The sequence below is a fragment of the Terribacillus saccharophilus genome (assembly GCF_046592595.1).
In the GTDB taxonomy this organism is placed as follows: domain Bacteria; phylum Bacillota; class Bacilli; order Bacillales; family Amphibacillaceae; genus Terribacillus; species Terribacillus saccharophilus_C.
In genome coordinates, this window is record NZ_JAWVPF010000009.1 from 186,829 (window position 1) to 211,571 (window position 24,743).

Consider the following 24,743-nt stretch of genomic DNA (forward strand, 5'->3'; position numbering starts at 1 on the left):
GCAGGGCATCCCCTTAAAGGAATGCCCTGTTTTTTATTGAAGAAGCCCGTTTTCATGCACATAAATTGCTGCTTGTGTCCGGTCCTGCACTTCAAGCTTGCTCAGAATATTACTGACATGCACTTTGACTGTCTTTAAAGCAATGAACAGCTCCGAGGCAATCTCTTGATTCGATTTGCCCTTTGCGATCAAGAGCAGCACTTCCTGCTCCCTTGCTGTCAGCGCATCATGCAAAACGGGGGCTTTGGGCTTGCGCATGCGTGCCATTACTTTATTCGTCACTTCCGGCTCGAAGACGGCTGTGCCATTATATGTAGATCTGATCGCCTTCGCTATCTCAGAGGCTTTGGATGTTTTCAGCAGATAGCTTGCAGCTCCTGCTTCTAAGGCCGGATACACTTTATCATCATCCAGGAAGCTTGTGACGACGATCACTTTTGCTTCTGGCCAGGAACCAACGATTTGCCTGGTTGCCTCAATTCCGTCCATTCTATCCATTACAAGGTCCATCAAGATAATATCCGGACGCAAATCGAGTGCAAGCTGCACTGCTTCCTCCCCGTTATCCGCCTCCCCAATAACTTCGATATCGGCTTGGGTTGATAGATAGGCGGAAACACCGATTCGGACCATCTCATGATCGTCTACAAAAAGTACCTTGATCAAGCTTCTTCTTCCTCTCTGTCAAGCATCGGAACGCGTACTTCCAAACGTGTACCTTGCTTTGGCACACTTACCACCCGCAGATGGGCGCCTATTTCCGCTGCCCGCTCCTTCATATTTTGTAAACCGTATGCTCCTGGCTGTTCGGTTCCCATTTCGAAACCGATGCCATCGTCTGCAACAAGCAAGATAATAAAGCTGTCACGCTGCAGCAGTTTGATGGACAAGCTTTCCGCTTTTGCATGACGCAGCGTATTGGATACGGACTCCTGGACGATCCGGAACAACTGATCCTCGATACCCTTTTCCACAGGGAACGTGTCCAGTTCCCAATTTATTGTAAGGGGCACCTTTGCCCGCAAATCTTCGAGGAGCATCTCCATGCCTTCCTGCAATGTCTTCCCTTTCAGCGCAGCAGGTCTTAGATGGAGTAGCAGTGCCCGCATCTCCAGCTGCGATTGCTGCACCATAGCCTCCAGCTGCTTCAGTGCTTTATAGAGCGCTGTCTCTTCTTCCTCTGATTCAGTCAAAGCAGAAATCAGCATAGATGCTGCAAAAAGCTCCTGGCTGACTGAATCATGCAGCTCTCTTGCCAAACGATTCCGCTCTTCCGACACAATGCGCTGCACCTCTTCTTCGCGGTCGATCACCCGCTCATTCGTCAGCTTTTGTGCAAGCTTTGCCTGTTCGTTCATATAAGTCTGGAGACGTTCTAGTTCAGCCCATGTTTGCTGCAGCTCCGTCAAGCTGAAGCTGCGTTTCTTCAATGGCTGCTGGCCTTCCCTTATGCTTTCCATTTCACTTGCCGCCTGATGCCAGCGTTTACGCCAGTAAAGCCCGGAGAACAATCCGAGAATGGCCCCGGAAAAAAGGACAAAGAGCGGTGCCGCAATCAGAAATGGCACTGTGCTTTCATGCATCGTCCAAATATCTTTCCAATCATCCAGCGGGAAATCAATAATATACAGTACAGCTAATCCAGCCAGCAATAACAGACTGTACAGCATCCCAAAGCCAACGTGGCGTTTCACGATATTACTCATACGCGCACCACCTCCAGCTTACCGGCTACTACGCTCGTAACAATCTTAATGCGCTGGGATGATTGCTGATAGCCTTTTGTACGCATATGAATCACTTTATTCCAGCAATTCTGTTCTCTGTGATCGAAAATCGTGACTGAGCCGTAAACGACTGAATGATGGACATCCACTTCAATATCATATGGCACAATGATTCTTACATTACCGAGGACTTTGCGCACCATCAGGACGGCCTCTTCTTTTGGCAATACCGTATAATTCAAATCGATGATTGTATCACCTATGAAGGACTGGATATTCGTATCCTGCCACTCATACACGCCGCTTCCTGCCGACTGTGCGCCAAACCAGCTGTTTTGAAACAGAGACTTCTGTTCGAATACTTGCTCTTCTGAGGCGGCCTGATCAAAGGAAGGCTGATAGGTTTGCGGTTTATCCGTCGTATTATCATGGACTTTCGTAAAGTAATAGATGATACCCGCTGTAAGCACAAGATAAAAAGCGAATGATTGCAATAAACTCATGGCAACTATGAATATGCCTGCCCAAAACAGTATCGTTCCTTTACGACCGGATAACTGCCGCTTGCCAAGATAGATGAATAGAATACCCATACCAATTCCGATCAGCACACCTGTCCCCGACAGCAGTAATTCAGCCACGAAAACGACAGCTGCTGTGATCAGCAGCCAGCGGATCATATCATTAGGCTTCACTCCGAGGCACTCCTTTCATGCGGCAAGTGTAAATAAGGAAGCACACAGCCGCCTGTGTCCTTCCTAGATTACCATGTTGTGCCTATTTTAACTAGATTTCTTCTCGAGCTCAGCAAGCTTGGCGTCCAGCGTCATTTTTCGATAATCCGCGTCGACTTTTCGCTCCAAACGGTCTATATAGCCTTCTAGATTATTGAACTTATTGGATGCAAATTCGAATTCCGGCTTATGCTTCAGGACTTCATTCATACCTCGATGTGCTTTAGCAACATTCTCACGCTCTGCAAACTCCATTTTCTTTACATAAAGGTCTTTTAGCTTATGTTTCATCTGCACGTATTTCTTTTCAAGCTCTTGCAGGTCTGTGCTCGCTTTTTCCATCATCGTTTTAATCTTATCTGCGCGCTCCTGATACTGCTCACGTTCTTCCTGCGCTTGTTCGGCAAGTTCTGCTTCTCCTTGCTCTGCAGCAAGCTTCGCCTGTCTCTCCCGTTTATCTGCCATTGCCTGCGCCGCATGATATTCCTTCGTGAAATCATGCTTGAGCTGATATTGCTTTTCAATCAATTCACGGATCTTTTTTGCTTGCTGTTCGCATTGACGAATATATTGGCTAAGCTGAACCGTCGGATTCTTTTCCTCCTTCTTATCCAAAATTTCATGAAAATCTGCTGCTACCGCCTGTTTTATACGAGTAAAAATGTTTTCCATGTGTACCTCTCCTTTTTTGTTTAAAATATGTCATCAACAAGAGCCAATACTGGGATGAGCAGTGCCAAAATCGGGATAAATGCCCAAATCCATGTATTATCCTGGCGATTCGGCTTTGCCTTCTCCTTGAGTTCCTCCACTTCCAATTCCAGCACACGTATCCGTTGCTCCAAGTAATCGTCCACTATGCTCCTCCTTTTTTAATCAAAGCGTATAATCGAACTTCTCAGCTTCCTTATCCTTCTTCCAAGCCCGATACAAGTAATACAAAGCTGCCAAAGCAACCAATCCGATCAACGCCGACAGATTGGAAAGTGAGATACATACACCAATCCCAATCACTATGCCCCAGCCAATCTTGGCACCGACACTATCCGTCAAAATGAACCTCCTCAGCCCGTAATAGCCAATTGCCACACTGATAGCCAGCACAAGCAGCGAGCCTAGGTTAGCTAAGAGCACTGCTGCAGCTATAACCGCACCGATGATCAATAACACCTTCTTCATGAAGCCATTCTCCTTTCTTTCATTTCATACTCCTAGTCTACCGCTATCCCCCCTCCCCCATAACGACCCCCAGCCATAACTTGAGTAAGACTTTGGTCTTACGAAAGGCGTAAGAAACCGTTTAGAAACGGAGAGGTAAGCAAGGAAGCCCGGAGTGGGGCGCTTTTCCCCAAGTAGGGATTCATTGCTTACAGCGCAGTTTCTGGTTTCTGGAGCTAGATCACATACGAAAGGCGGAAAAGACCGGTTAGAAACGGAGGGATAAGAGAGGAAGCCCGGAGTGGGTGTCCTTCCCCATGCAGGGATTCATCACTTATACAGCAGTTTCTGGTCTTTGCAGCTAGATCACACACGAAAGGCGTAAGAAACCGTTTAGAAACGGAGAGGTAAGCAAGGAAGCCCGGAGTGGGTGTCCTTCCGCAGGGATTCATCGCTTCCGGCACTTAAGCATCCAATAAAAGAACATACAAAAAAAACGTCCGTAAATTATCAAGATAATTTTACGGACGTCCTTATAAAGTCTTCTATACTTTGGAGCAATCTACATTAAATATGAAATTTCCGTTTCAGCTTCTCTACCCACTTTTTAGGCATCCTATAGGAAATCAGGAGCAAGATGGAACCTAATAGAGTAGATGGCAGAAGCTCATCTACAGAATGAAATACAATATTCCCTGTATTTGAATAGCTGCCTACTATAATCTCAATACCGATGAGGAGAATAAGAATCGAAAAAATAATATAACCGCTTTGACGGAACCAGCTTCGATTCCTTTTAAAAATAGCTATATTGATAACAAGTAACAACAAGATAATAACCAGGAGTGGAAGGGCCGCTTCGACAGACCATCCAGCATATCCATTGATTACATCAAACCCTATTATCCCAGCGCATGTTGTTATCAATATGACGATAATCTTATCTCTTGTTCCTTTTACATAATCAAAGGCAACGTAAAGGAAGCTCCAGCTAATAATGATGGATAAATTGCTGTATAAAGACCAGGTCAAAGCTTTATTTAATATGACATCTATAAGTGTAGGAATAAGGAATCCCAATATCATCAGAACACAGAGAACGCGATATACAACGCGTATGAAAAAATTCACTAAGTTCTCATATAAACTATAATATGTAGGAAACCCATTCGCATCCAACAGCTCTTCATCGCTCAATATTTTCGGTATATATGTAAAGCATAGCGGACAAGGAACTTGGTCTTTTTCAACACTGACCCCGCACTTAGGACAGTAGGCCATTAATATGCACTCCTGTTGGTTTCGATTTTAATTTTTACGCCTTCTTTAACTAATTTTCTAAAGAACATTCTTTCTACCAGCCGATCATTCGACAAATTACCAAAGGTAATATACATATCATCCTTGTAGCTTATTACCCCAGCTTTTATCTTGTTGCCGATACTTGGCGGAGGGTAAAATTCAAACCGCTCCACATGCTTTTCTAATTCTTCATCAAGGGAGATTACTCCTAAATTGGAAATCGAGCTAGTATATAAGTTTTCACCAAATCTGGCGTGTACCATTGGAGAAATCCAGTCCTTTACAAACAAAGGCAGCGCCCGAAGCAGGAAGTTCCGTTCCCCTCTCACACCACGAGCAATTAATGTTTTTAATTGTTTATCATTAAGATATCGTTTCAGCTCTATACTAATCGTTTCAAGGATATCCTCGAAACTATATGCGCCCAATCGTGGATCTATCGTCACTGGTACACTTACAAAGAAGTTTTTCAGCGTATTCGTTTCAAAGAAATTACGCAAGTTGACAGGAACATTTATTGTAATAGGTCTTCTCGTTTTAGAGTTTTGAGCTTGAATATCAATTAATATTTCAGCATATAACGCCAGCAAATAAGTTGTGATACTTGTTTGGTATTGCTTTGATATATTCTTTAATACCTGAATATTTAATTTACCAGTCGTAACGTGATATACGCCTCTTTTGTCCAATCGTAATGGAAGCTTATAGGCTTTATCCAAGGTGTCCTGCCAGTTTGGGACCAGCTTCTCATAATGTTGGAAAAAGGCGTTATCAAAATTAAATCCATTGAGCTTTTTTCTTATACATGTCGCGTGGACGCCTTCTTTTTTCAAGTAGTTCCTTACAAGCAGCTTCAAAAATTCTATGCCACCAGTGCCGTCGGTCAACATATGGGATAGTTCCAAAGAAATCTTTTTGTTATAGTAAAGCACTCTGTAAGGAAACGTGTTGCGACCTGTAAAAAACAGATTGGAGCACGGATAAAAGTGCTCTTTTGAGACAGTAGGAATAGTTGCTGTTTTTTCGAAGTAGTACCAAAAGAAACCCCTTTTTACGATAACTTTAAACGAAGATATTTCTTCCAGTGTTTCCTCTAATGCTTCTTGGAGAAATGCAGCATTAATAGATTTGTACATACTAACAGAAAGCCGAAAGACAGTGGATACCCTGGATGAAACAGTAGAAGCATAAAGCTTTCCCGCACTATCTAGTTTGTACCAATCTGTTTCCATACTACTATCTCCTTTATGGATTTAAGTTTCTGATTTTAAACATAACTATCAAATTGTACTATATTCTTCTTACTATTGTTTTAACTTTTATGAAAGAATCTTATCTGAAGTATATCTTAAGAGGGCATCAAAAGAACTCCGTAGATTAACGTGGACGGAGTTTATCCTTATAGAAACGTTTTCCGATAGCAAATAATGTAACTATTATACCTAATAGTAAAATACCGATACCAATAGCAGAGAAAACTACTCCCAGGATTTTAATCTCGGAAATCTGAAACATATGATACATTGCTAAGCTTCCGAAAGGAAAAATCAAGATAAGACCAGTGACAACACCAGGTGCATATTTCTTCTCTGCAATCGTTGCTGCAACATGAGGTACGAGTACATTCAAAAGCATAGCACCTATCAATCCAGCCTGAAGGTACTGTAAATATACATTGGATGGCCACAGAAAATACAACGCACCAATGGAATATGCAACTAATGTTATGACAGTTACCGCAAAACGGAAGACCTTAGGCTCAACTGTCTTTTGAAACTTGCTTGTCCTGGACCAAGCAGGCAAAAAGAAAGCTTCCTCCAAGTTATGTAAAGTAAATGCGATAAGGAAAAGCAGGATTTCCATATACAACCCCCTCTCTTCATTATCGCATATTTACACGAATCAGTTGTTTAACTTCTGAACATCAGCCAGGATCATCTGACTCTTAGGCATGCTTGGCATGGAGGAATGACTATAGCTATAATCCTGTTTTGGCACCTTATATTTCAGACGATTCACGAGAAAATCGACGCTGATTTCCATCACTTGTATGGTGACCCATTCTCCTGCACAGCGATGTCCCATGTCGAAATCCCCGCCGCCTTGCGGAATAAAGTCAAACGGGCTTTCCTTCCAATCAAGGAACCGGTCTGGACGGAATAAATCCGGCTGCTCCCAAAGATTCGGATCGTGATTGTTACCATACAGATCGAGCAAAGTCATGGTGCCTTCCTTAAACTGATAGCCATTCCATTCGAAGTCCCGTTTTACTTTTGCCATGGTAGCTGGGAAAAATGGATAAAAGCGGCGGACTTCCTGCACAAATCGATGGATGCTTCCATTTCCTTTTTTCAGCCGTTCACTTTCCTGTGGAAATTGATGCAGGGCAAGTGCTGCAAATACGATGTAAATACTGATGGCGACGATCGGCCGCAGGATATTCAGTACTTCTGTTGCAACAACTTTCTCTGGCAGCAGCTTCCCGTCATTATCCCGATGCACGGAAAAAACATGCAGTGCACCTTCCTTAGTCGCATGCAGATTCCCGTTCCTTACCTGCTCGACAAGTCCGGCAATCCAATCCTCAGCATCAGAGCGAGAAGATCGTCCTTTCCAGTGGGTTGGTCCAACGGCTGCTGGCGATTCAAAAAGATAACGCATTTGTTCTGTCCTTTTTTCATCATCATCCAGCGGTACCCCTGCCCAATCGCACGCAGTCTTCATGAGGATTTTCTGTGATTCTTCATATAAGTTTATGTGATCCGTTTTTTCCCACTGCTCAGTTGCCTTCCCCCATTCCCTTTCCAACAATGTATCCAGTCGCTGCAGCTGTGCCTTTGTCATAATGGACATGAACATAGCCTTGCGGTTGCGGTGCTGTTCACCATCCAGCGTTTGAACGCCACCAGGACCGAACAGTGTTTTGACAAGCCGATTCGGCGCAGCTCCAGCACGGATGAACTTATCCGGATCATAAAATAGTTCTGCTCCTTCTTTCCCGCCAAGGCAAATAGCCTTTTTTCCGAGCAAGGTAGTCTCGAACACATTTGATTGAAAGCTTTTTCTCCGATGCAGGATGAATTCATAACCTTCCTTCAAAAATGCAAGACTATGATCTAATCCTTCTTCCTTCGGCATGGACATACAACGTCACCCTTCCCTGTTTTGCTTGTCTAATTCCCTTGGATTACAACGTGAAAACGAAAAGCACCTTGCTTATTTTCCCTAAACAAGGTACTTCCTATGTATTATTAAAAAGCTACATAAAATGGATGCTCATCTTCATTAAGACAGCTTTCAATTCGATCCAAATAATTTCCCCAGGTTACCATCTTCTTGACTTGTTCAAACGGAAAATAACCAACTTCCAGACTTTCCTCCGAAGGCGTACAAACACCACCAACCGGTTTACCAAGGAAAAGTGTATTGCAAATACTCCTTTCCGTATTTTGATAGATACCACAAAACTTATTCACCTCAATATCAATACCACTCTCTTCCTTCACTTCCCGAATCGCTGCTTGTGTAAGTGATTCTCCTTCTTCCACTTGACCGCCAGGCATTTCCCAGCCCCGTCTTGGCCCTTTGATCAATAAGATATTCCCTTGTTCATTCCGCACAATGACTGCTGCGGAAACAATATGTTTTGGCGGCATCTTTATCCCTCCCTTTTTTGTTTCTTTCCATTTCACTGGCTTTTGTTCCTGCATCCATAAAGAATTTTTATATGCATTATTTTTCCACTGCAACAATGTTAGACTCTTTTAAAAAGGAGGATTTCCAATGCTTGATATCATCCTGCTCGGATTCGCGTTGGCTGCAACACCTGGTCCAGACTTTCTGCTTATAACACGGAACACCTTGTCGCAAGGCAAAAGATTCGGTTTCGTTACGCTGCTTGGCAACCGCTGCAGCCTGCTCATCCACATCAGCTTTGCCTTACTCGGTCTCTCAATGATTTTGCAGCAATCTGTCGTGCTGTTTACTGCAATCAGGCTGCTCGGTGCATGTTATTTGATTTATCTTGGAATCAAAAAGATCCTACACCTTATTCGCGGACAAAAAAGCTCGCAGGAGCATGCAGTAATCACCATCACAAAAGCGCAGGCTTTCCATATGGGTTTCTTAAGCAACTTCCTCAATCCAAAAGTAAGCTTGTTTTTCCTGAGCATCTTCCCTCAATTCGCGAGCACCGATCAGCTCCATAATCCGTTTCTGCTTATCATTTGCTTCCTGCTCGGCAACAGCGCCTGGTACGTTGGGACATTACTGCTAGTCGGAATGAAACGCATCCGTAAAATTGTTGTCAGATTCCAATCATATTTGGATACGGTATTTGGTTTTGTCTTCCTTTTCTATGGCGGAAAGATTGTCTGGGAGGATGCGGTAAGCAAAATCACCTTTTCAGATGGTTCTGCTCCTCGGCTGCATTAAAAGAAGCCCTGCCATAATCGGCAGGGCTTTCTTCGTTTACTGTTTTTTGAATTTAGCTAATGCATCCGCTAAAGCAGTATTTGCAAAACCTTCATCTTGCTGGTTCTTCTTCAAATACTTCTGTACATCACGCTTACTTGCTTTATTGGTTTTTTCTTTCTTCCGACGATCGTTGAAAGTACTAAGCTTCTCACGATGTCCGCATTTGCAGAAGAAGATCTGGCCTTCTCCTTCACCACGCAGCTCCAACCGCTTATGGCAGTTCGGACAGCGGGCATTTGTCGTTTTGGCGATATTTTTCTTATGGCCGCATTCCCGGTCCTGACAAACGAGCATACGACCGCGTTTGCCGTTCACTTCAAGCATCAGCTTGCCGCAATCCGGACATTGCGTACCAGTTATATTATCGTGTTTATATTTGTGCTCGCTGTTCTTGATTTCCGTCACGACTGCTTTCGCATACTCTTTCATTTCGGAAATGTATTGCTGCTGGTTCAGCTTGCCTTCAGCTATGGCACTTAGCTTCATTTCCCATTCCGCTGTCAGTGCAGGTGATTTCAGATCTTCTGGTACAAGCTCAAGCAGCTGGCGGCCTTTGGAAGTCATTTTCAGATACTTGCCTTGTTTTTCGATATAAAATGTATTGAACAGTTTATCGATGATATCGGCACGAGTCGCAACAGTGCCAAGTCCGCCAGTCTGGCCAATCGTCTTGATAAGATCTTTGTCCTCACCAGCCATGAATCGAACCGGATTTTCCATTGCATGAAGCAAGGTTCCTTCTGTGAAACGTTCCGGCGGTTTTGTCTCGCCAGTCGTCATCCGATATGCAAGCATCCACTCTTCGCCTTTTTCTACATTCGGCAACGTTTGATCGTCATCGACTTCTTCATCATCAAAGCGGTTTGCGTAGACTTCCTTCCAGCCTTGCTTTTGTACAATTTTACCTTTGGCAGTAAAAGTCTCGCCAGCAGCTTCCACAGTCAATGTTGTTTGTTCATATTCAAACGGCGGGAACAAGACAGCAAAGAAACGCTTGATCACCAAGTCATAGATCTTCCGTTCCTTATCGGAAAGGTCAGCGCCATACGCATTCTGATCGGTCGGTATGATCGCGTGGTGATCGGATACTTTCGAGTCATCAACGAATGCCTTCGTCGCTTTGATTGGTGCATTCGTGATTTTCGTAGCAAGACGCCCGTAACTGTCGACGCCTGCAGCTTTTACTCTGTCCTTAAGCGTAGGGACGATATCAGAAGAGAGATAACGCGAGTCCGTACGCGGATATGTGAGCAGTTTGTGGCGTTCATACAGCTGCTGCATGATATTGAGCGTCTCCTTACCGCCAAAGCCGAACAGACGGTTTGCATCGCGCTGAAGCTCTGTCAGATCATAGAGCTGTGGAGCATAGCTCTTCTTCAGCTTTTTCTCTACTTCCTTAACTATACCTTTCACCTGATTGAGCTTCTGAAGCACCTGCTCTGCCTTCTCTTTGGAGAACGTACGTGTACTGTTGTGCTTCTGATCCTTCCAAACAAGACGCAAACCTTTCTGCGTTTTCGCTTCAATACCATAGAATGTCTCTGGCTTGAAGTTCTTGATCTCTTCTTCTCGCTGATGGATCATCGCAAGTGTCGGCGTCTGCACGCGTCCACTGGAAAGCTGTGCATTGAACTTCGTTGTCAAAGCACGCGTAGCGTTCAGGCCGACATACCAGTCTGCCTCGGAACGGGCTACCGCTGCTTTATACAGATTCTCAAACTGCTTGCCGCTTTTCAGATTTTTGAATCCATCCTTGATCGCTTTGTCCGTTACCGAGGAAATCCACAAGCGCTTCACTGGCTTGTTCACACGCGCTTTCTCTAAAATCCAGCGCGCTACAAGCTCCCCTTCACGACCTGCATCCGTCGCAATGACAATTTCACTCACATCACTTCTGTTCAATTGAGTTTTCACCGTACTGAACTGTCTGCCAGTCTGCTTGATCACGACAAGCTTCAGCTTGTCCGGCAGCATCGGCAGATCTTCTATCTTCCAAGTTTTATATTTATCGTCATATGTCTCAGGGTCCGCCAACGTCACTAAATGCCCAAGCGCCCACGTTACAATATAGTCTTTTCCTTCCATATAGCTGTTCGTCTTCTTTGTACATCCAAGAACACGCGCTATATCGCGGCCGACAGAAGGCTTCTCTGCCAGTACAACCGTTTTACCCATGATAACATCCTTTCTCGAATCACTTCCTATAGTGTAGCACATGGCGGCTTTTTTCGGGAGCGAGTGAGGTGCATGGTACATATTGACGAATACACCTTTGCTATCTTCCATTTCGCACTCTGCATGCTTTTTACAATTTTTTGAACATTGACTTACACTTAGAAATCCCGTAAGCTTAAGGCATGCGTGACATTTTTGATCATGGAGGAAAAGGTATACATGATAACGGTAAATAATGTAGGTCTACAATATGGCGACAAAAAGCTATTTGAAGAAGTTAATATAAAGTTCACCCCTGGAAACTGCTATGGGGTTATTGGTGCAAACGGTGCCGGAAAATCCACTTTCTTGAAAGTACTTTCCGGCGACGTCGAGCCGCAGGTTGGTAACGTGGCAATTGGTGATGGAGAGCGTCTTGCCTTCCTGAAACAGAACCACTTTGGTTATGAAGAACACGAAGTTCTTCAAACAGTTATGATGGGTCATGAGCGTCTGTTCAAGATCATCGAAGAAAAAGATGCCCTTTATGCAAAAGCTGACTTCTCTGAAGAAGACGGTATGCGTGCCGCTGAGCTTGAAGGTGAATTTGCGGAGCTGAACGGTTGGGAAGCAGAATCCGATGCAGCTGTTCTATTAAAAGGCTTAGGTATTTCTGAAAACTTGCATGATAAGAAAATGGCTGAATTGACTGGTTCCGAGAAAGTGAAAGTGCTACTTGCACAAGCTTTGTTCGGCAACCCGGATGTTTTGCTTCTGGATGAGCCTACCAACGGACTTGATTTGCAGGCGATCCAGTGGCTGGAAGAATTCTTGATCAATTTCGATAACACAGTCATCGTCGTATCCCACGACCGTCACTTCTTAAATAAGATTTGTACACATATCGCGGATGTTGACTTTGGTAAAATCCAGCTTTATGTGGGTAACTATGACTTCTGGTATGAATCCAGCCAGTTAGCTACACAAATGGCACAGGATGAGAACAAGAAAAAAGAAGAAAAAATCAAGGAATTACAAGCCTTCGTCGCGCGATTCAGTGCGAATGCTTCCAAATCGAAGCAAGCGACTTCCCGTAAGAAGATGCTTGATAATATTACATTGGAAGACATCAAGCCTTCTTCCCGCCGCTATCCGTATGTAGGATTCCAGCAAGAGCGTGAAATTGGTAATGATGTGCTTACAGTGAAAGGCATCACAAAAACTATCGATGGCGTTAAAGTACTGGATAACGTCAGCTTCACAATCGGCCGTGAAGATAAACTTGCCCTAGTCGGCCGCGATGAAATCGCGAAAACTACTCTTCTGAAAATCATCATGGGTGAAATGGAGCCTGATGCTGGTGAGTACAAATGGGGTATCACAACTTCCCAGTCGTACTTCCCGAAAGACAACTCCAAATACTTTGATGGTGTTAATCTGACTTTGGTGGAATGGCTTCGCCAATACTCCCCTGAGGATCAGACAGAGACGTTCTTGCGCGGCTTCCTTGGCCGTATGCTATTCAGTGGTGAAGATGCACTGAAAGAAGCGAGCGTCCTATCCGGAGGAGAAAAAGTACGCTGTATGCTATCGAAGATGATGCTGAGCAAATCGAATGTCTTGGTGATGGATGAACCTACGAACCACTTGGATCTTGAGTCCATCCAATCCTTGAACGAAGGATTGATCAAATTCAAAGGTGTGCTTCTGTTCACTTCCCATGACCAACAGTTCGTAAACAGTATTGCGAACCGCCTGATCGAGATCACTCCGGCTGGTATCGTGGATAAAGAAATGACGTACGATGAATATGTATCTGACAAAAAGCTGCAAAAAGAAATCGCAGCAATGTACAGCTAATCTATCAAGCTCCAAGGCTTTCTGCTTTGGAGCTTGTTCTTTAGGAGGCTAGAATGTCTTATACAAGCAATATCAAGACGCCTTTAGGGAATGTACAAATCACAGCAACAGACCAGCTTATAACAAGCATTACATTCGGCGAACCACTCCCTATCAATGAGAACTTGCTTACATCACTGGCTCAGACTCAGCTCCAAGCATATTTTGCAGGCGAGCTTACCGATTTTCAGCTGCCACTGGGGATGAATGGTACAGCCTTTCAGCAGCGTGTGTGGGAACAGGTCAGCCAGATACCTTATGGCAGCTCGGCTTTTTACAGCACGATTGCTGAAGATGCCGGAAACGGACGAGCTGTCCGGGCAGCAGCCAGTGCGGTTGGGCGAAACACATTCGCCATTGTCGTCCCCTGTCATCGGGTGGTCGGCAGGAATGGGATTGTAACAGGATACCGCTGGGAGCCGTGGCGTAAGAATTGGCTGTTGGATTTTGAACAACAAAGGAGCAGATGACAGATGAAAGTACTTGTGACAGGAGCTGCCGGACACATCGGCAAAAATTTAGCCAAAGCTATTCACGAGAAATATGATCTCGTGATGACGGACATTAAACAAGACGAAGAGCTAATGCAATTCGGTGCGTTCAAACAGGCTGATCTTGCTGTGGCAGAAGAAGTGGAACAACTGGCAGAAGGTGCGGATGCAATTGTCCATCTTGGCGGCATCGCAACGGAAAGCACATATGAGAAGATTAACCGGAACAACTTCAATGGAACATACCATGTATATGAGGCAGCTAGAAAACATGGTATCAAACGCATCGTCTTCGCCAGCAGCAACCACGCCGTCGGCTTCCAGCCGATTAATCAATCAATCGGACCTGATGCACCTCATTTGCCTGATACTTACTATGGTTCCAGCAAAGCATTCGGTGAAAACCTGGCAAATATGTATCACATGAAACATGGCATTGAAACAGCCAGCCTGCGCATTGGCAGCTATTTGGAGAAGCCTGCTGAACACCGCAACCTGAACACATGGATCAGTATCCGGGATATGAATCAGCTGATTGTCCGCTGTCTAGAGGCAGATCAAATCGGTACGAGTGTCTTTTATGGTGTGTCTTCCCTTCATAATGACTATTTTGATAACCGGGATGCGGCGAAAATCGGCTATGACCCCGAAGATAACCCGGAGGATTACCGAGAAGAAATCGAGAATGTGAAGATGGAAAATGTGACCGATTACGTCGGTGGTATGTTTACTAATTTCGGAAAATGAATGGAACTATCCTGACAGTCTGGTATTCAGGCTATTAGGATAGTTCTTTTTTTGGATACTTCGTAAAGGAATCCTGTAACTTACAACGAATTCATACAAGGGCAAAAGTAAACAACAGAGAGGATGTTGAAAATGGTACAAGGAATCAATTCTTATATCGTAACGAATGGCAATGGACAAGAGGCAGTGAAATTATATGAAGAAGCTCTGGGAGCTCAAGTACTAAGCATCCAAACTTTCGGAGATATGCCGGAAGACCCTAACCATCCCGTACCAGCTGAAGCGAAGGATCGAGTTTTACATGCACATTTGAAAGTCGGAAATAACGATCTGATGCTGTCTGATACATTCCCAGGTCAGCCCCTCGAGCTAGGCGACCAGGTAGGAATCGCTGTTATCACAAGCTCTCCCGAGGAAACAAAGGATGTATTTGAAAAGCTATCGTCGGGCGGAGAAATAATCATGGAGCTGCAGCAGACTTTTTGGAGTACATTGTATGGGCAGGTAAAAGATAAGTTTGGTGTAACATGGCAAGTTTCTACAGAAGGCCAGAGTAAATAATTGAACTATAAGAAGAGACACTGCTAGTTTAAGCAGTGTCTCTTCATTTTCTATGCTTCTTTTCTCGAAGCAATCAAATCTCTTACTTGCTGTCTGTCTCCTTGATGCAAAGCATCAACAATCTTGCTTCCTACCACCACTCCATCACAATACTGGCTCAGTTCTTTCACATGTTCCGGTGTTGAAACACCAAATCCGGCCAGCACAGGGGCTTTGCTTATTTCCTTCAGCTCCTGCAGATGTGTGCCGAGTTGATCGACAAAGGTCGCTCTCTCCCCTGTCGTACCTGCTACTGTTACGGCATACAGGAAGCCTTCCGCGCGCTCAGCGAGTGCCCGGATCCTTTCAGACGTACTTGTCAATGCAACCAAGCGGATCAACGCAATGTCGTGCTTCTGAAGAGCGTCAACAACTAGTCCTTCCTCTTCAAGTGGCAGATCAGGCAGAATGAGACCGGAGATTCCTGCAGATGCACAGGCTGAAGCGAAGTCTTCCACCCCATAAGCGAACACTGGATTCAAATACGTCATGATGACGAGCGGAACGCTGCGTATGTCCTTATCCTTAGCAACCTCATCCAGTACTGCTTGGACTGTCGTGCCAGCTTCCAATGCGCGAATTCCAGCTGCCTGGATAGTCGGCCCGTCCGCTACTGGGTCTGAAAAAGGCAGTCCCAGTTCGATTGCTGTAGCGCCGCTGTCGGCCAGAAATTGAATGCGTTCATTCAAACTGTCCAAGCCGCCGTCACCAGCCATGATATATGGTACAAATGCTTTCTCACCAGCTTCGGAAACTAGTTGAAATGCATTATCCAGTTTCGCTTTACTCATAAGAATCCCCTCCTGTTTCATGCGCTTCCCGGATTGTGTTTACGTCTTTATCACCGCGGCCGGACAAGCAGACGACCAGTACATCTTCATTGCCCATTACTGGTGCCAGCTTTTTGCAGTATGCCACTGCATGTGCGCTTTCCAGAGCAGGTATGATTCCTTCTGTCCTGGATAGGAGACGTACAGCCTCCAGCGCTTCTTCGTCGGTAACGGCATCATATGTTACTCGTCCTGCATCTTTTAAATAGCTGTGCTCTGGACCGACGCCAGGATAATCCAATCCAGCTGAGATCGAATGTGCTTCCTGTACCTGACCATCCTCATTCTGCAGCAGGTAAGACAATGAACCATGCAGAATTCCAGCTTTTCCTTCCGTGAGAGAAGCCGCATGTTTACCGGTAGGAATGCCCATACCTCCCGCTTCCACACCGTACATTTTTACATCACGATCCTCCACGAACGGGTAGAACATGCCGATTGCGTTACTTCCGCCGCCAACGCAAGCAACAATCGCTTCCGGCAGCTTGCCTTCTGCCTCGATGATCTGCCTGCGGGTTTCATCGCCAATGACCCGCTGGAAGTCACGGACTATCTGCGGGAATGGATGCGGACCGGCAGCTGTACCGAAGATATAATGGGTATCTTCGACATTTGCTGTCCAATAGCGCATCGCTTCGTTTACTGCATCCTTCAAGGTGCCGTTGCCTTGATCGACTGATACGACCTGCGCACCTAACAGCTCCATACGATAAACATTCAAAGCCTGCCGTCTGACGTCTTCTTTGCCCATAAAGATGATGCATTCCAATCCGAGCAATGCACTCACTGTCGCCGTGGCCACTCCATGCTGTCCTGCACCTGTTTCGGCTACAACCTTTTTTTTGCCCATCCGCTGAGTCAGCAATGCCTGCCCGATTGTGTTGTTGATTTTATGCGCACCTGTATGGTTAAGATCTTCACGTTTCAAATAGATTCTGGGCCCGCCAAGAGTGGCAGATAGACGTTCTGCATAATAAAGCGGGGTTTCACGTCCGATATACTGTTTCAAGTAATAGCGCATCTCTTCCTGGAAGGCAGGATCCTCTTTTGCTTCTTTGAAGGCTTTTTCCAGTTCCAAGATGGCTGGCATTAGTGTTTCTGGTACAAAACGGCCGCCAAAGCTTCCATAATGCCCGGTTTCTGTCGGATATGCTGTCATGTTTTTCACTGTCCTTTCTTTGACGCTGTTATGAATTGTTTTATTTTGATCGGATCCTTTTGTCTGTCTGTCTCTACGCCGCTGCTGACATCGACCCCGATGGGACATACTTCTTGGATTGCATGCTGTACATTTCCAGCATGCAATCCGCCTGCAAGGAAGAGCTTTTGCCTTGGTATTGATTCTGAGTTTGCCAGCGACCAGTCGAATGCTGTGCCGTTGCCTCCTCTATACGCTTCTGCCGGACTATCCAGCAGATAGTAATCACATGCGTAATCGGCCAGCTGGTCCAGGTCGTTCTCTGAAGCTACCGAAAAAGCTTTGATGACAGGCTTGCTGATTGCTTTGATGTAGTCTGGTGTTTCATCGCCATGCAGCTGAATGTAATCCAGTCCTGCCGTCTTGGCAATTGCCAGTAAACTATCAATCGGTTCGTTGACAAATACACCTACTTTTTTGACGTGAGCCGGAAGTTCCTTGCCTATGATGGCAGCCTGCTCCGGTGATACCCTCCGTCTGCTATCCGCAAATACGAATCCGATCATGTCTGCTCCTGCTTCCGCTGCCGTCTGCCCAGCCTCCACCGACTGGATCCCGCAAATCTTGACGATCATGACTGCTCCGCTCCTGCAGGGACTTGGAGTGTTTCCAATACACCAGCTGCATCTCCAGCTCGCATAAGCGTTTCCCCGACAAGGATTCCTTTTGCCCCTGCTTTTGCTACTCTTATCGCGTCCGCTGGTACCGTTATGCCGCTTTCGCTAATGACAAGCGTTGCGGAGGTGTCGATCTTTTCTATCAATCTTTCTGTTACACCCAAATCCACCTCGAAGGTTTTTAGGTTTCGATTATTGATGCCGATGATATTCGCGCCAAGTTCCTGTGCTTGCTCTAATTCTTCTTCATTGTGCACCTCTACCAGTACATCCATCCCTTTGGATGAAGCATATTGATAGAGAGCGTGCAATCGATCTTTTTCCAATGCTGCAACGATTAGGAGAATGACATCCGCTCCGTAATCTGCTGCTCTATCAATCTGGATTTCATCCAAAATGAAGTCTTTGTTCAGCACAGGAAGCTCCACTGCTTCCCGTACAGCTGCCAAATCATCCATCGTACCTTTAAAGAAAGGTGTGTCAGTCAAGACTGAAATTGCTGCAGCTCCCGCTGATTCATACATTTTAGCTTGTTCTGGAGGAACTACATCGGGATTGATCATTCCTTTGGACGGGGAAGCGCGTTTAATCTCTGCAATAACTTGCAGCTGGTTCTGTTGCTGGAATCGTTCGTATAAAGATATCGGCTTACGCTGGGCAATGGTTCGATGATATGTTTGTTTCAATGCGGCGATTTCCGTCTGTTTTTCTTCCAATATCCTTGCTAAGAATGTCATGATGTCACTTCCTTTTGTTTATAATCGATTAAATATTGCAACTTTTGTTTTGCTGCTCCGCTGTCAATGCTTCCCCTCGCAAGCTCGATTCCTTCCTGAATAGATGCAGCTTTTCCATTTGCAAATATACCAAGTCCTGCATTCAGCACGACCGTATCTCGATGGACCCCTTTCTCCCCATTCAACACACGCAGCAGAATCTCTGCATTCTCGGCTGCATCACCGCCCTTGATTGCTTCCAGTGGATACACCGGCAGGCCGACCTCTTCTGGATGAAGCGTGAAGGATGTCTGCTTGCCATTCTCAAGAAGGACAAGATGATTCTCTCCTGCAAGTGAGGCTTCATCCATATAACCGGCCCCATTAATGACAATCGCCCGCTTGCGCCCAAGTTTATGGAGTGCCGCAGCCATCATCTCGAGCATGTCGCGCCGATAAATACCTAAAAGCTGAGAATCAAGCTGGACTGGGTTTGTCAAAGGTCCAATCAAATTAAAAATTGTTGGGATGCGCAGTACTTTACGCAGCTGCATCACCTGCTTCAGACCTGGGTGAACATGTGATGCGAATAGAAAGGCAATGCCATTCTCCTCAAGCAGATACGTCATCTCCGCTGCAGGCAAGTACAACGGAATCCCTAGTTTCTCCAGGACATCCGCACTGCCCGTTCTGCTGGATACGCTTCGATTACCATGCTTGGCAATCGTAATACCTGCTCCCGCAATGACAAAGGCCGCTGTCGTACTGATGTTGAAGCTTTGCGACCCATCTCCTCCAGTGCCGCAGTTATCCATCACGTTTGCCGCCTGAAGGGGAATGGTCTGGGCTTTTTCCCGAATCGCCGCCACCATACCTGCTACTTCATCCGCTGTTTCCCCGCGAGTTTGCAGCATGGAAAGAAATGCACCTGCTACTGCATCTGGCATGCTGCCATCCAGTAGTTCCCGTGATGCCTGCAGCGCCTCTGCATACGTCAGTTCTTGCGTATTCGTAAGTTTAGCCAATAACGGTTTCATGACTTTCCCCTTCTTTCATGATTTGAATATAATGCTTCACGATTTCCTTACCAGCTTCAGTCCCGATTGATTCCGGATGGAACTGCAATCCGTAGATCGGATAATGGATATGCTGGACAGCCATAATTTCCTCGTCATCCACTGAATAGGCGGTAACTTCCAATTCATTCGGAACATTGCGTTTATCAATGACAAGAGAATGATATCTCATGATTGGCAGATCCTTTATGATCCCTTCGATTGCTGGTTCTCCTTCATAACGAAGTGTCGATGTTTTCCCGTGCTTGATTTGTCCCGCTCTGATAATGTCTGCTCCGAAGGCTGTGCCGATTGCCTGGTGGCCCAGACAAATGCCGAGTATCGGTATCTTGCCAGCAAAGTGACGGATTGCCTCAACGCATATACCTGCATCTTCCGGTCTGCCAGGACCTGGGGAAACGATGATTGCATCTGGTTTCATCGCTTCCATGTCCTGGATGGAGATGGTGTCATTGCGGACAACCTGGACTTCTTCGCCAAGCTCCGCTGTATATTGGAACAGATTATACGTAAATGAATCATAATTATCGATCAGCAGTATCATGTAAACCAACCTCCGTTAAGGATTTCGCTTTATGCAGCGTCTCGTGATATTCTGTCTCGGGGTCCGAGTCATACACCAGTCCGGCTCCCGCCTGTACAAAAGCTTTCTTGCCTTTTATGATCATTGTCCGGATGGCGAGCGCCAAATCGAGATCACCGTTCATATTTATATAGCCAACTGCCCCAGAATAGAGCCCTCGTTTTTTCTTTTCAAATTGATTGATCAGTTCCATTGCCCGGATTTTTGGAGCACCGGAAACTGTTCCGGCTGGAAGAGCTGCAATCAATGCATCCAGTCCAGTCATATTATCTGCCAATTCTCCTTGTACTTCAGAGACGATATGCATAATGTGCTGGTATTTTTCCACTGTCATATATTTCGTCAGCTCGACAGTACCAACCTCGCACACACGCCCCAGGTCATTGCGGCTTAAGTCGACTAGCATCCGATGCTCCGCCAATTCCTTTTCGTCAGCCAGCAGTTCTGTCGTCAGCTGTTCATCGTGCGCTGGTGTTTTACCCCGCGGCCTTGATCCAGCAATCGGGTTGGCCGTCACTTTATTTCCGCTTGCCTTGATCAAGCTTTCAGGTGAAGCTCCCAGTACGGTATAATCCTCAAAATCCAGGAAGAACATGTACGGCGAAGGATTACTCGCCCGCAGCTTTCGATAAAAGCTGAAAGCATCTCCACTGAAGTCTGCCGTCAATCGCTGTGAAAGCACAATCTGGAATACATCACCTGCTCTAATGTACGCCTTGGCATCCTCCACCATCTGCATGAATGTTGCTTGATCCGTCTCAGGCTGGAAATGCACTGGCTCCAATACAGCATCAGGTATGTCCTTGAAAGATGTTATTTCCTGCTCCATTTCGTCCAAACGAGCTTGGAGCATTTCTTCTGTCCTGATCCCAGCACCATCAATTGCCAGTAATGTGACCTGCTGATGCTTATGGTCGTATACGATAATATCCTCATAAAACATAAAATGAACTTCCGGCATACCGATTGGATCTTCTGGTACTTCTCCGATCGCTTCATACTGGCGGATCGAATCATACGCCATATATCCGACTGCTCCGCCATAGAACGGAAACTCAAGCGGCAGCTCTATTCCGCTAATCTGTTTCTTCAGAACTCCTAATGGCTTTTCCGCTAGCTTCTCTTCCTGATCAGAGAACTTCAGCATTGTTTCCTTTCCCTTGCCAATCAGCTCTTTATAAGGGTTGGCTCCAATGATGGAATAGCGTCCCTTTCCAGTATGATGTACCGAGCTTTCCAGCAAGAATTTCTTTTCACCTGCCAGCCGTTTATAAATTACGACAGGTGTGAGTGTATCTCCGTTCAATTGTTTCTTTTGAAATCTTATGCTATCCGTAACCGCCATCTTTCTCGCTCCCTTTTCTTTGTAATAAAAAAACCGTCCCCTATGCACATGAATCGTTCATGTGCATAGGGGACGGTTTTACACCGCGGTGCCACCTCTATTGAAAGCTCTTTGCTTTCCTCTCTTCGGATACGAAAGCCCAAGCCTTGATATCCTATCCCGGTAACGGGGGAAGCCGGATTCCCCTACTATGTTTCAAGGAATCTCTCTGAAGTCCATTCCATGCTGCCGATTTGGCCTGGATCTCACCGCACCAGGCTCTCTGTGCAAATCAAGCAGCATGTACTCCTCTTCATCAACGATTTATGTGTATAAAAAAAGGGCAATCTCTCCAATAAAGGACGAGATTACCCGTGGTACCACCTTTGTTAGCTAGCGAACTAGCTCACTTTGCTCCTGTTATCGGGGGAGTTGCCGCCACAGCCTACTGGTAATTTCAGCTATGGTGCTCGGAAGTCCATTCACATATGCGCCACACCGATTCTCACCAAACACCGGCTCTCTGAAGTGACTACACAAGCTACTACTCTTCGTCTTCGCTCACGTATCAGTTATGTTGGATTCATTGTAGTACCCCTGATTCCGTTTGTCAAGGATATTTATTCTGTATCCACTAAATCAGGCTTGCCATTTTCTCTGAAAACGAGTTCTTTCCGGGGCAGACGTTGTTTTGTTTCTTTTTCGATCTGTTTGATTTGATGTCTGTCACGAGGAGTCACAAAGGCTACTGTCAGGCCTGTGCTGCCTGCTCTGCCTGTACGGCCGATTCGGTGGATATAGCTTTCGGTATCTTCCGGCAGATCGTAATTGAATACATGTGTCACACCTTCAACATCCAATCCCCGAGCTGCTACATCTGTTGCAACAAGGAACTGTGTCTTATACTCACGGAAATTCTTCATCGCGCGTTCCCGTTTTGCCTGTGACAAGTCACCATGCAGTTCATCCGATTCAAATCCCTGTGCGCGCAAATATCCATGCAGCTCAGAAGCACGTCTTCTTGTCCTGCAGAAGATAATCGCAGCAAATGGACGATACATCTGCAATAGCACCTTCAATGCATTCCGCTTCTCACGATCTGACATTTCCAGGACAATCTGCTTGATTTCCTTCAGGGTCACATTCGATGTTTGGATAGTGATTTCCTTCGGCTTTTGCATCTGGGAAGATGCCAACTGGCGGATTTCCTTCGGCATTGTGGCAGAGAATAAAAGTGTCTGTTTCGCCTTAGGCAAAGCATTCGCCACGTCTTTCACATCATGCCAGAATCCCATATGCAGCATCTGATCTGCCTCATCCAGGACGAACGTCCGTACATGAGCAAGATCCACGGTACCTCGGCGCATATGATCCAGAAGACGACCCGGTGTGGCAACAACGATATCCACTCTTCCTTCAAGTTTTTTAAGCTGCTTGACAATATCCTGACCGCCATAGACAGCCAAGATACCGATTTCTTCTTCAGGATGGATCAACTTCGCCAGTTCATCATAAATTTGGATGGCCAGCTCTCGTGTCGGGCTCAGAATGAGTGCCTGAATACCAGCACTATCAGCTTCCAGCATCTCCAATATCGGCAGAAGGAAAGCAAGCGTCTTACCCGTACCTGTTTGCGCTTTGGCAATCACATCTTTTCCAGCCAAAATCTCTGGAATTGCTTGCTTTTGAACAGGCGTAGGCTCTGTCAAACCTAATTTATGTAATATTTCCAATCGGTTATTTTGTAAGTTCAAATCATTGAACACATTCATGTTGTTCCCTCTTTCATACTTTTTCCATAATTATTATGTGAAGTTTCCATAGAAGTACGCATCAAAAGTTTGTAAGATACTAGTATACACATAAAAAGGGGGAAATTATATGCAAAAATGGCTGATCGGCATTTTTGTCCTGCTGATCATCAGTTTCAGCATCATCGGACTTTCTCGGGGTGAAGGAGATATACAAAGTAAGAACGAGACAAACAAATCGTCTGTAAATTTAAAATAATAAGGCGTTTATACTGCACACACGCGGGTAAACTATAATATAAATAAAAACAGGCAGAGCAAACCGCCATTTGCTCCACCTGTTACGCTATTTGTATTAGTCTAGTACTTTTACTGTTACAGTTTTACGTCCCCAGTTCAATGCAGTTCCTTGATCCGGTACGTGTACATCGATCTTATTACCTTTGATTGCACCGCCAGTATCGCCTGCAATTGCTTCACCATAGCCTTCAACCCATACTTTTGATCCTAATGGGATTACACTTGGGTCTACCGCAATAACTTTCGCATTCGGATTAGCATTCAAATCGATACCAGTAGCTGTTACACCAGAGCATCCTTCACATTGACCAGTATATGCAGTTGCGGATACTGTCAATTCTTTTGTTGCTTCTTGGCTAGTAGTTGTAGCTGCTTTTTCTTCTTTTGCAGGAGCTGCTTCTTGTTTAGCAGGTTCTGCTTTTTGTTCTGTTTGTGCAGGTGCTTCCTGCTTTTCTTCTTGCTTAGGTGCTTCTTGTTTTTCTTCTTGTTTAGGAGCTTCTGTTTGAGCCGCTTCCTGCTTCACTGGTGCTGATTCCGTTACAGCTCCGCCAGTTACAGCCAGTTGCTGACCTATTACAATCAAATCGGAATTAAGGCTGTTCCAAGATTTCAACTCGCCTACCGATATATTGAACTTCCCTGCGATCTTAGAAAGAGAATCGCCTTTTTGTACTGTGTATGAGTCTGCTGTTTGTTTTGTTTCTTTATCTATAGTTAATTTTTGATTAGGAAAGATTAGGTCAGAATCAAGTTGGTTAAGCTCTTTAAGCTGATCTACACTCACTTCGTATTTGTCTGCGATTTTCCAAAGAGAGTCCCCTGTTTGAACATTATATTCAGCAGCTGATGCTGTTGTACTGAATGCCCCCGCAATTACTAGTCCTGTAGCTAAAGATACGACTGTTTTTTTCATACGTCGTTTACCTCCTTAAATTTCTAACAGGACTTATGGTATCACATGGGCTTAGCCCAGTGGGTTACAGGAAGTTTAAGGTTATATTACAGCCCAAGCCTACAGCAACACTATTGTTACATTGTAATCTTTTTGTAACAAAACGAC

Annotated in this window: 27 protein-coding genes and 2 other annotated features; of the genes, 6 read left to right on the top strand and 21 right to left on the bottom strand. The window is 45.3% G+C overall.

The window, feature by feature from the left end:
* Positions 1-33: 33 nt before the first annotated feature.
* The 11 genes from SFC25_RS16085 to SFC25_RS16135 all read right to left on the bottom strand — a co-directional run bounded on the left by SFC25_RS16085 (position 34) and on the right by SFC25_RS16135 (position 8,577).
* Entirely contained in the window at positions 34-666 is a 633-nt protein-coding gene (locus SFC25_RS16085; RefSeq protein ID WP_411216260.1) for a response regulator, read from the bottom strand.
* Positions 663-1,706 (bottom strand): sensor histidine kinase, encoded by a 1,044-nt coding sequence (locus SFC25_RS16090; RefSeq protein ID WP_411216261.1) that lies wholly within the window; start codon positions 1,704-1,706, stop codon positions 663-665. The genes SFC25_RS16085 and SFC25_RS16090 overlap by 4 nt, the downstream gene beginning before the upstream one ends.
* Complete coding sequence (liaF, locus tag SFC25_RS16095) at positions 1,703-2,422, bottom strand: cell wall-active antibiotics response protein LiaF (protein WP_411216262.1); 720 nt, start codon at positions 2,420-2,422, stop codon at positions 1,703-1,705. Before liaF ends, SFC25_RS16090 begins: the two co-directional genes overlap by 4 nt.
* Positions 2,423-2,509: 87 nt before the next feature.
* Positions 2,510-3,133: a PspA/IM30 family protein gene (locus SFC25_RS16100; RefSeq protein WP_411216263.1), complete on the bottom strand. Its 624-nt coding sequence runs from the start codon at positions 3,131-3,133 to the stop codon at positions 2,510-2,512.
* Positions 3,134-3,153: 20 nt separating this feature from the next.
* Positions 3,154-3,318, bottom strand: coding sequence for a hypothetical protein (locus SFC25_RS16105; RefSeq protein ID WP_411216264.1), 165 nt, complete (start codon positions 3,316-3,318; stop codon positions 3,154-3,156).
* 19 nt (positions 3,319-3,337) lie between these two features.
* Positions 3,338-3,640 carry a lmo0954 family membrane protein gene (locus SFC25_RS16110; protein WP_411216265.1) on the bottom strand — a complete coding sequence of 101 codons (303 nt, stop codon included), beginning with the start codon at positions 3,638-3,640 and terminating at the stop codon, positions 3,338-3,340.
* A gap of 546 nt (positions 3,641-4,186) precedes the next feature.
* Entirely contained in the window at positions 4,187-4,900 is a 714-nt protein-coding gene (locus SFC25_RS16115) for a DUF6320 domain-containing protein (protein WP_411216266.1), read from the bottom strand.
* Positions 4,900-6,153 (bottom strand): alcohol acetyltransferase, encoded by a 1,254-nt coding sequence (locus tag SFC25_RS16120; protein ID WP_411216267.1) that lies wholly within the window; start codon positions 6,151-6,153, stop codon positions 4,900-4,902. Before SFC25_RS16120 ends, SFC25_RS16115 begins: the two co-directional genes overlap by 1 nt.
* Positions 6,154-6,298: 145 nt before the next feature.
* Complete coding sequence (locus SFC25_RS16125; RefSeq protein ID WP_411216268.1) at positions 6,299-6,784, bottom strand: HXXEE domain-containing protein; 486 nt, start codon at positions 6,782-6,784, stop codon at positions 6,299-6,301.
* A 39-nt stretch (positions 6,785-6,823) separates the two neighbouring features.
* Positions 6,824-8,065 carry a CYP152 family fatty-acid peroxygenase CypC gene (gene cypC / locus SFC25_RS16130; protein WP_411216269.1) on the bottom strand — a complete coding sequence of 414 codons (1,242 nt, stop codon included), beginning with the start codon at positions 8,063-8,065 and terminating at the stop codon, positions 6,824-6,826.
* A gap of 107 nt (positions 8,066-8,172) precedes the next feature.
* The gene (locus tag SFC25_RS16135; protein ID WP_411216270.1) at positions 8,173-8,577 is read right to left on the bottom strand and encodes an NUDIX hydrolase; all 405 of its coding nucleotides are present in this window, start codon (positions 8,575-8,577) and stop codon (positions 8,173-8,175) included.
* Positions 8,578-8,704: 127 nt separating this feature from the next.
* On the opposite strand from SFC25_RS16135, the gene SFC25_RS16140 reads away from it, so the two are divergent.
* On the top strand, positions 8,705-9,355 hold the full coding sequence (locus SFC25_RS16140) for a LysE family translocator (RefSeq protein ID WP_411216271.1): 651 nt from the start codon (positions 8,705-8,707) through the stop codon (positions 9,353-9,355).
* Positions 9,356-9,391: 36 nt separating this feature from the next.
* On the opposite strand, the gene SFC25_RS16145 is transcribed toward SFC25_RS16140, so the two are convergent.
* A complete protein-coding gene (locus SFC25_RS16145) occupies positions 9,392-11,572 on the bottom strand; it encodes a DNA topoisomerase III (protein WP_411216320.1) in 2,181 nt (726 codons plus the stop codon).
* Positions 11,573-11,791: 219 nt separating this feature from the next.
* Here SFC25_RS16145 and SFC25_RS16150 point away from each other — a divergent pair, with 219 nt between their 5' ends.
* The 4 genes from SFC25_RS16150 (at position 11,792) to SFC25_RS16165 (ending at position 15,249) form a co-directional block, all read left to right on the top strand.
* Positions 11,792-13,411 carry an ABC-F family ATP-binding cassette domain-containing protein gene (locus SFC25_RS16150; RefSeq protein WP_411216272.1) on the top strand — a complete coding sequence of 540 codons (1,620 nt, stop codon included), beginning with the start codon at positions 11,792-11,794 and terminating at the stop codon, positions 13,409-13,411.
* Between the two features lie 53 nt (positions 13,412-13,464).
* Positions 13,465-13,920: a methylated-DNA--[protein]-cysteine S-methyltransferase gene (locus tag SFC25_RS16155; RefSeq protein ID WP_411216273.1), complete on the top strand. Its 456-nt coding sequence runs from the start codon at positions 13,465-13,467 to the stop codon at positions 13,918-13,920.
* Between the two features lie 3 nt (positions 13,921-13,923).
* Complete coding sequence (locus tag SFC25_RS16160; protein ID WP_411216274.1) at positions 13,924-14,688, top strand: NAD-dependent epimerase/dehydratase family protein; 765 nt, start codon at positions 13,924-13,926, stop codon at positions 14,686-14,688.
* Positions 14,689-14,820: 132 nt separating this feature from the next.
* Entirely contained in the window at positions 14,821-15,249 is a 429-nt protein-coding gene (locus tag SFC25_RS16165; RefSeq protein WP_411216275.1) for a VOC family protein, read from the top strand.
* Between the two features lie 50 nt (positions 15,250-15,299).
* On the opposite strand, the gene trpA is transcribed toward SFC25_RS16165, so the two are convergent.
* The 8 genes from trpA to SFC25_RS16205 all read right to left on the bottom strand — a co-directional run bounded on the left by trpA (position 15,300) and on the right by SFC25_RS16205 (position 23,404).
* Positions 15,300-16,079 (bottom strand): tryptophan synthase subunit alpha, encoded by a 780-nt coding sequence (trpA, locus tag SFC25_RS16170; RefSeq protein ID WP_411216276.1) that lies wholly within the window; start codon positions 16,077-16,079, stop codon positions 15,300-15,302.
* Positions 16,072-17,277 carry a tryptophan synthase subunit beta gene (gene trpB / locus SFC25_RS16175; protein ID WP_411216277.1) on the bottom strand — a complete coding sequence of 402 codons (1,206 nt, stop codon included), beginning with the start codon at positions 17,275-17,277 and terminating at the stop codon, positions 16,072-16,074. The genes trpA and trpB overlap by 8 nt, the downstream gene beginning before the upstream one ends.
* A 5-nt stretch (positions 17,278-17,282) precedes the next feature.
* Positions 17,283-17,891, bottom strand: coding sequence for a phosphoribosylanthranilate isomerase (locus SFC25_RS16180; RefSeq protein WP_411216278.1), 609 nt, complete (start codon positions 17,889-17,891; stop codon positions 17,283-17,285).
* Positions 17,888-18,670 carry an indole-3-glycerol phosphate synthase TrpC gene (gene trpC, locus SFC25_RS16185; RefSeq protein ID WP_411216279.1) on the bottom strand — a complete coding sequence of 261 codons (783 nt, stop codon included), beginning with the start codon at positions 18,668-18,670 and terminating at the stop codon, positions 17,888-17,890. The genes SFC25_RS16180 and trpC overlap by 4 nt, the downstream gene beginning before the upstream one ends.
* Positions 18,667-19,686 (bottom strand): anthranilate phosphoribosyltransferase, encoded by a 1,020-nt coding sequence (gene trpD / locus SFC25_RS16190; RefSeq protein ID WP_411216280.1) that lies wholly within the window; start codon positions 19,684-19,686, stop codon positions 18,667-18,669. Before trpD ends, trpC begins: the two co-directional genes overlap by 4 nt.
* Complete coding sequence (locus tag SFC25_RS16195) at positions 19,667-20,269, bottom strand: anthranilate synthase component II (protein ID WP_411216281.1); 603 nt, start codon at positions 20,267-20,269, stop codon at positions 19,667-19,669. Before SFC25_RS16195 ends, trpD begins: the two co-directional genes overlap by 20 nt.
* Positions 20,250-21,653 carry an anthranilate synthase component I gene (trpE, locus tag SFC25_RS16200; protein WP_411216282.1) on the bottom strand — a complete coding sequence of 468 codons (1,404 nt, stop codon included), beginning with the start codon at positions 21,651-21,653 and terminating at the stop codon, positions 20,250-20,252. The genes SFC25_RS16195 and trpE overlap by 20 nt, the downstream gene beginning before the upstream one ends.
* 65 nt (positions 21,654-21,718) lie before the next feature.
* Positions 21,719-21,961 (bottom strand) — a binding site (T-box leader).
* A 26-nt stretch (positions 21,962-21,987) separates the two neighbouring features.
* Positions 21,988-22,199 (bottom strand) — a binding site (T-box leader).
* 53 nt (positions 22,200-22,252) lie between these two features.
* Entirely contained in the window at positions 22,253-23,404 is a 1,152-nt protein-coding gene (locus tag SFC25_RS16205; RefSeq protein WP_411216283.1) for a DEAD/DEAH box helicase, read from the bottom strand.
* 109 nt (positions 23,405-23,513) lie between these two features.
* On the opposite strand from SFC25_RS16205, the gene SFC25_RS16210 reads away from it, so the two are divergent.
* Positions 23,514-23,642, top strand: coding sequence for a hypothetical protein (locus SFC25_RS16210; protein ID WP_411216284.1), 129 nt, complete (start codon positions 23,514-23,516; stop codon positions 23,640-23,642).
* Between the two features lie 96 nt (positions 23,643-23,738).
* Here SFC25_RS16210 and SFC25_RS16215 read toward each other — a convergent pair whose 3' ends face one another.
* A complete protein-coding gene (locus SFC25_RS16215; RefSeq protein WP_411216285.1) occupies positions 23,739-24,596 on the bottom strand; it encodes a 3D domain-containing protein in 858 nt (285 codons plus the stop codon).
* Positions 24,597-24,743 lie beyond the last annotated feature (147 nt).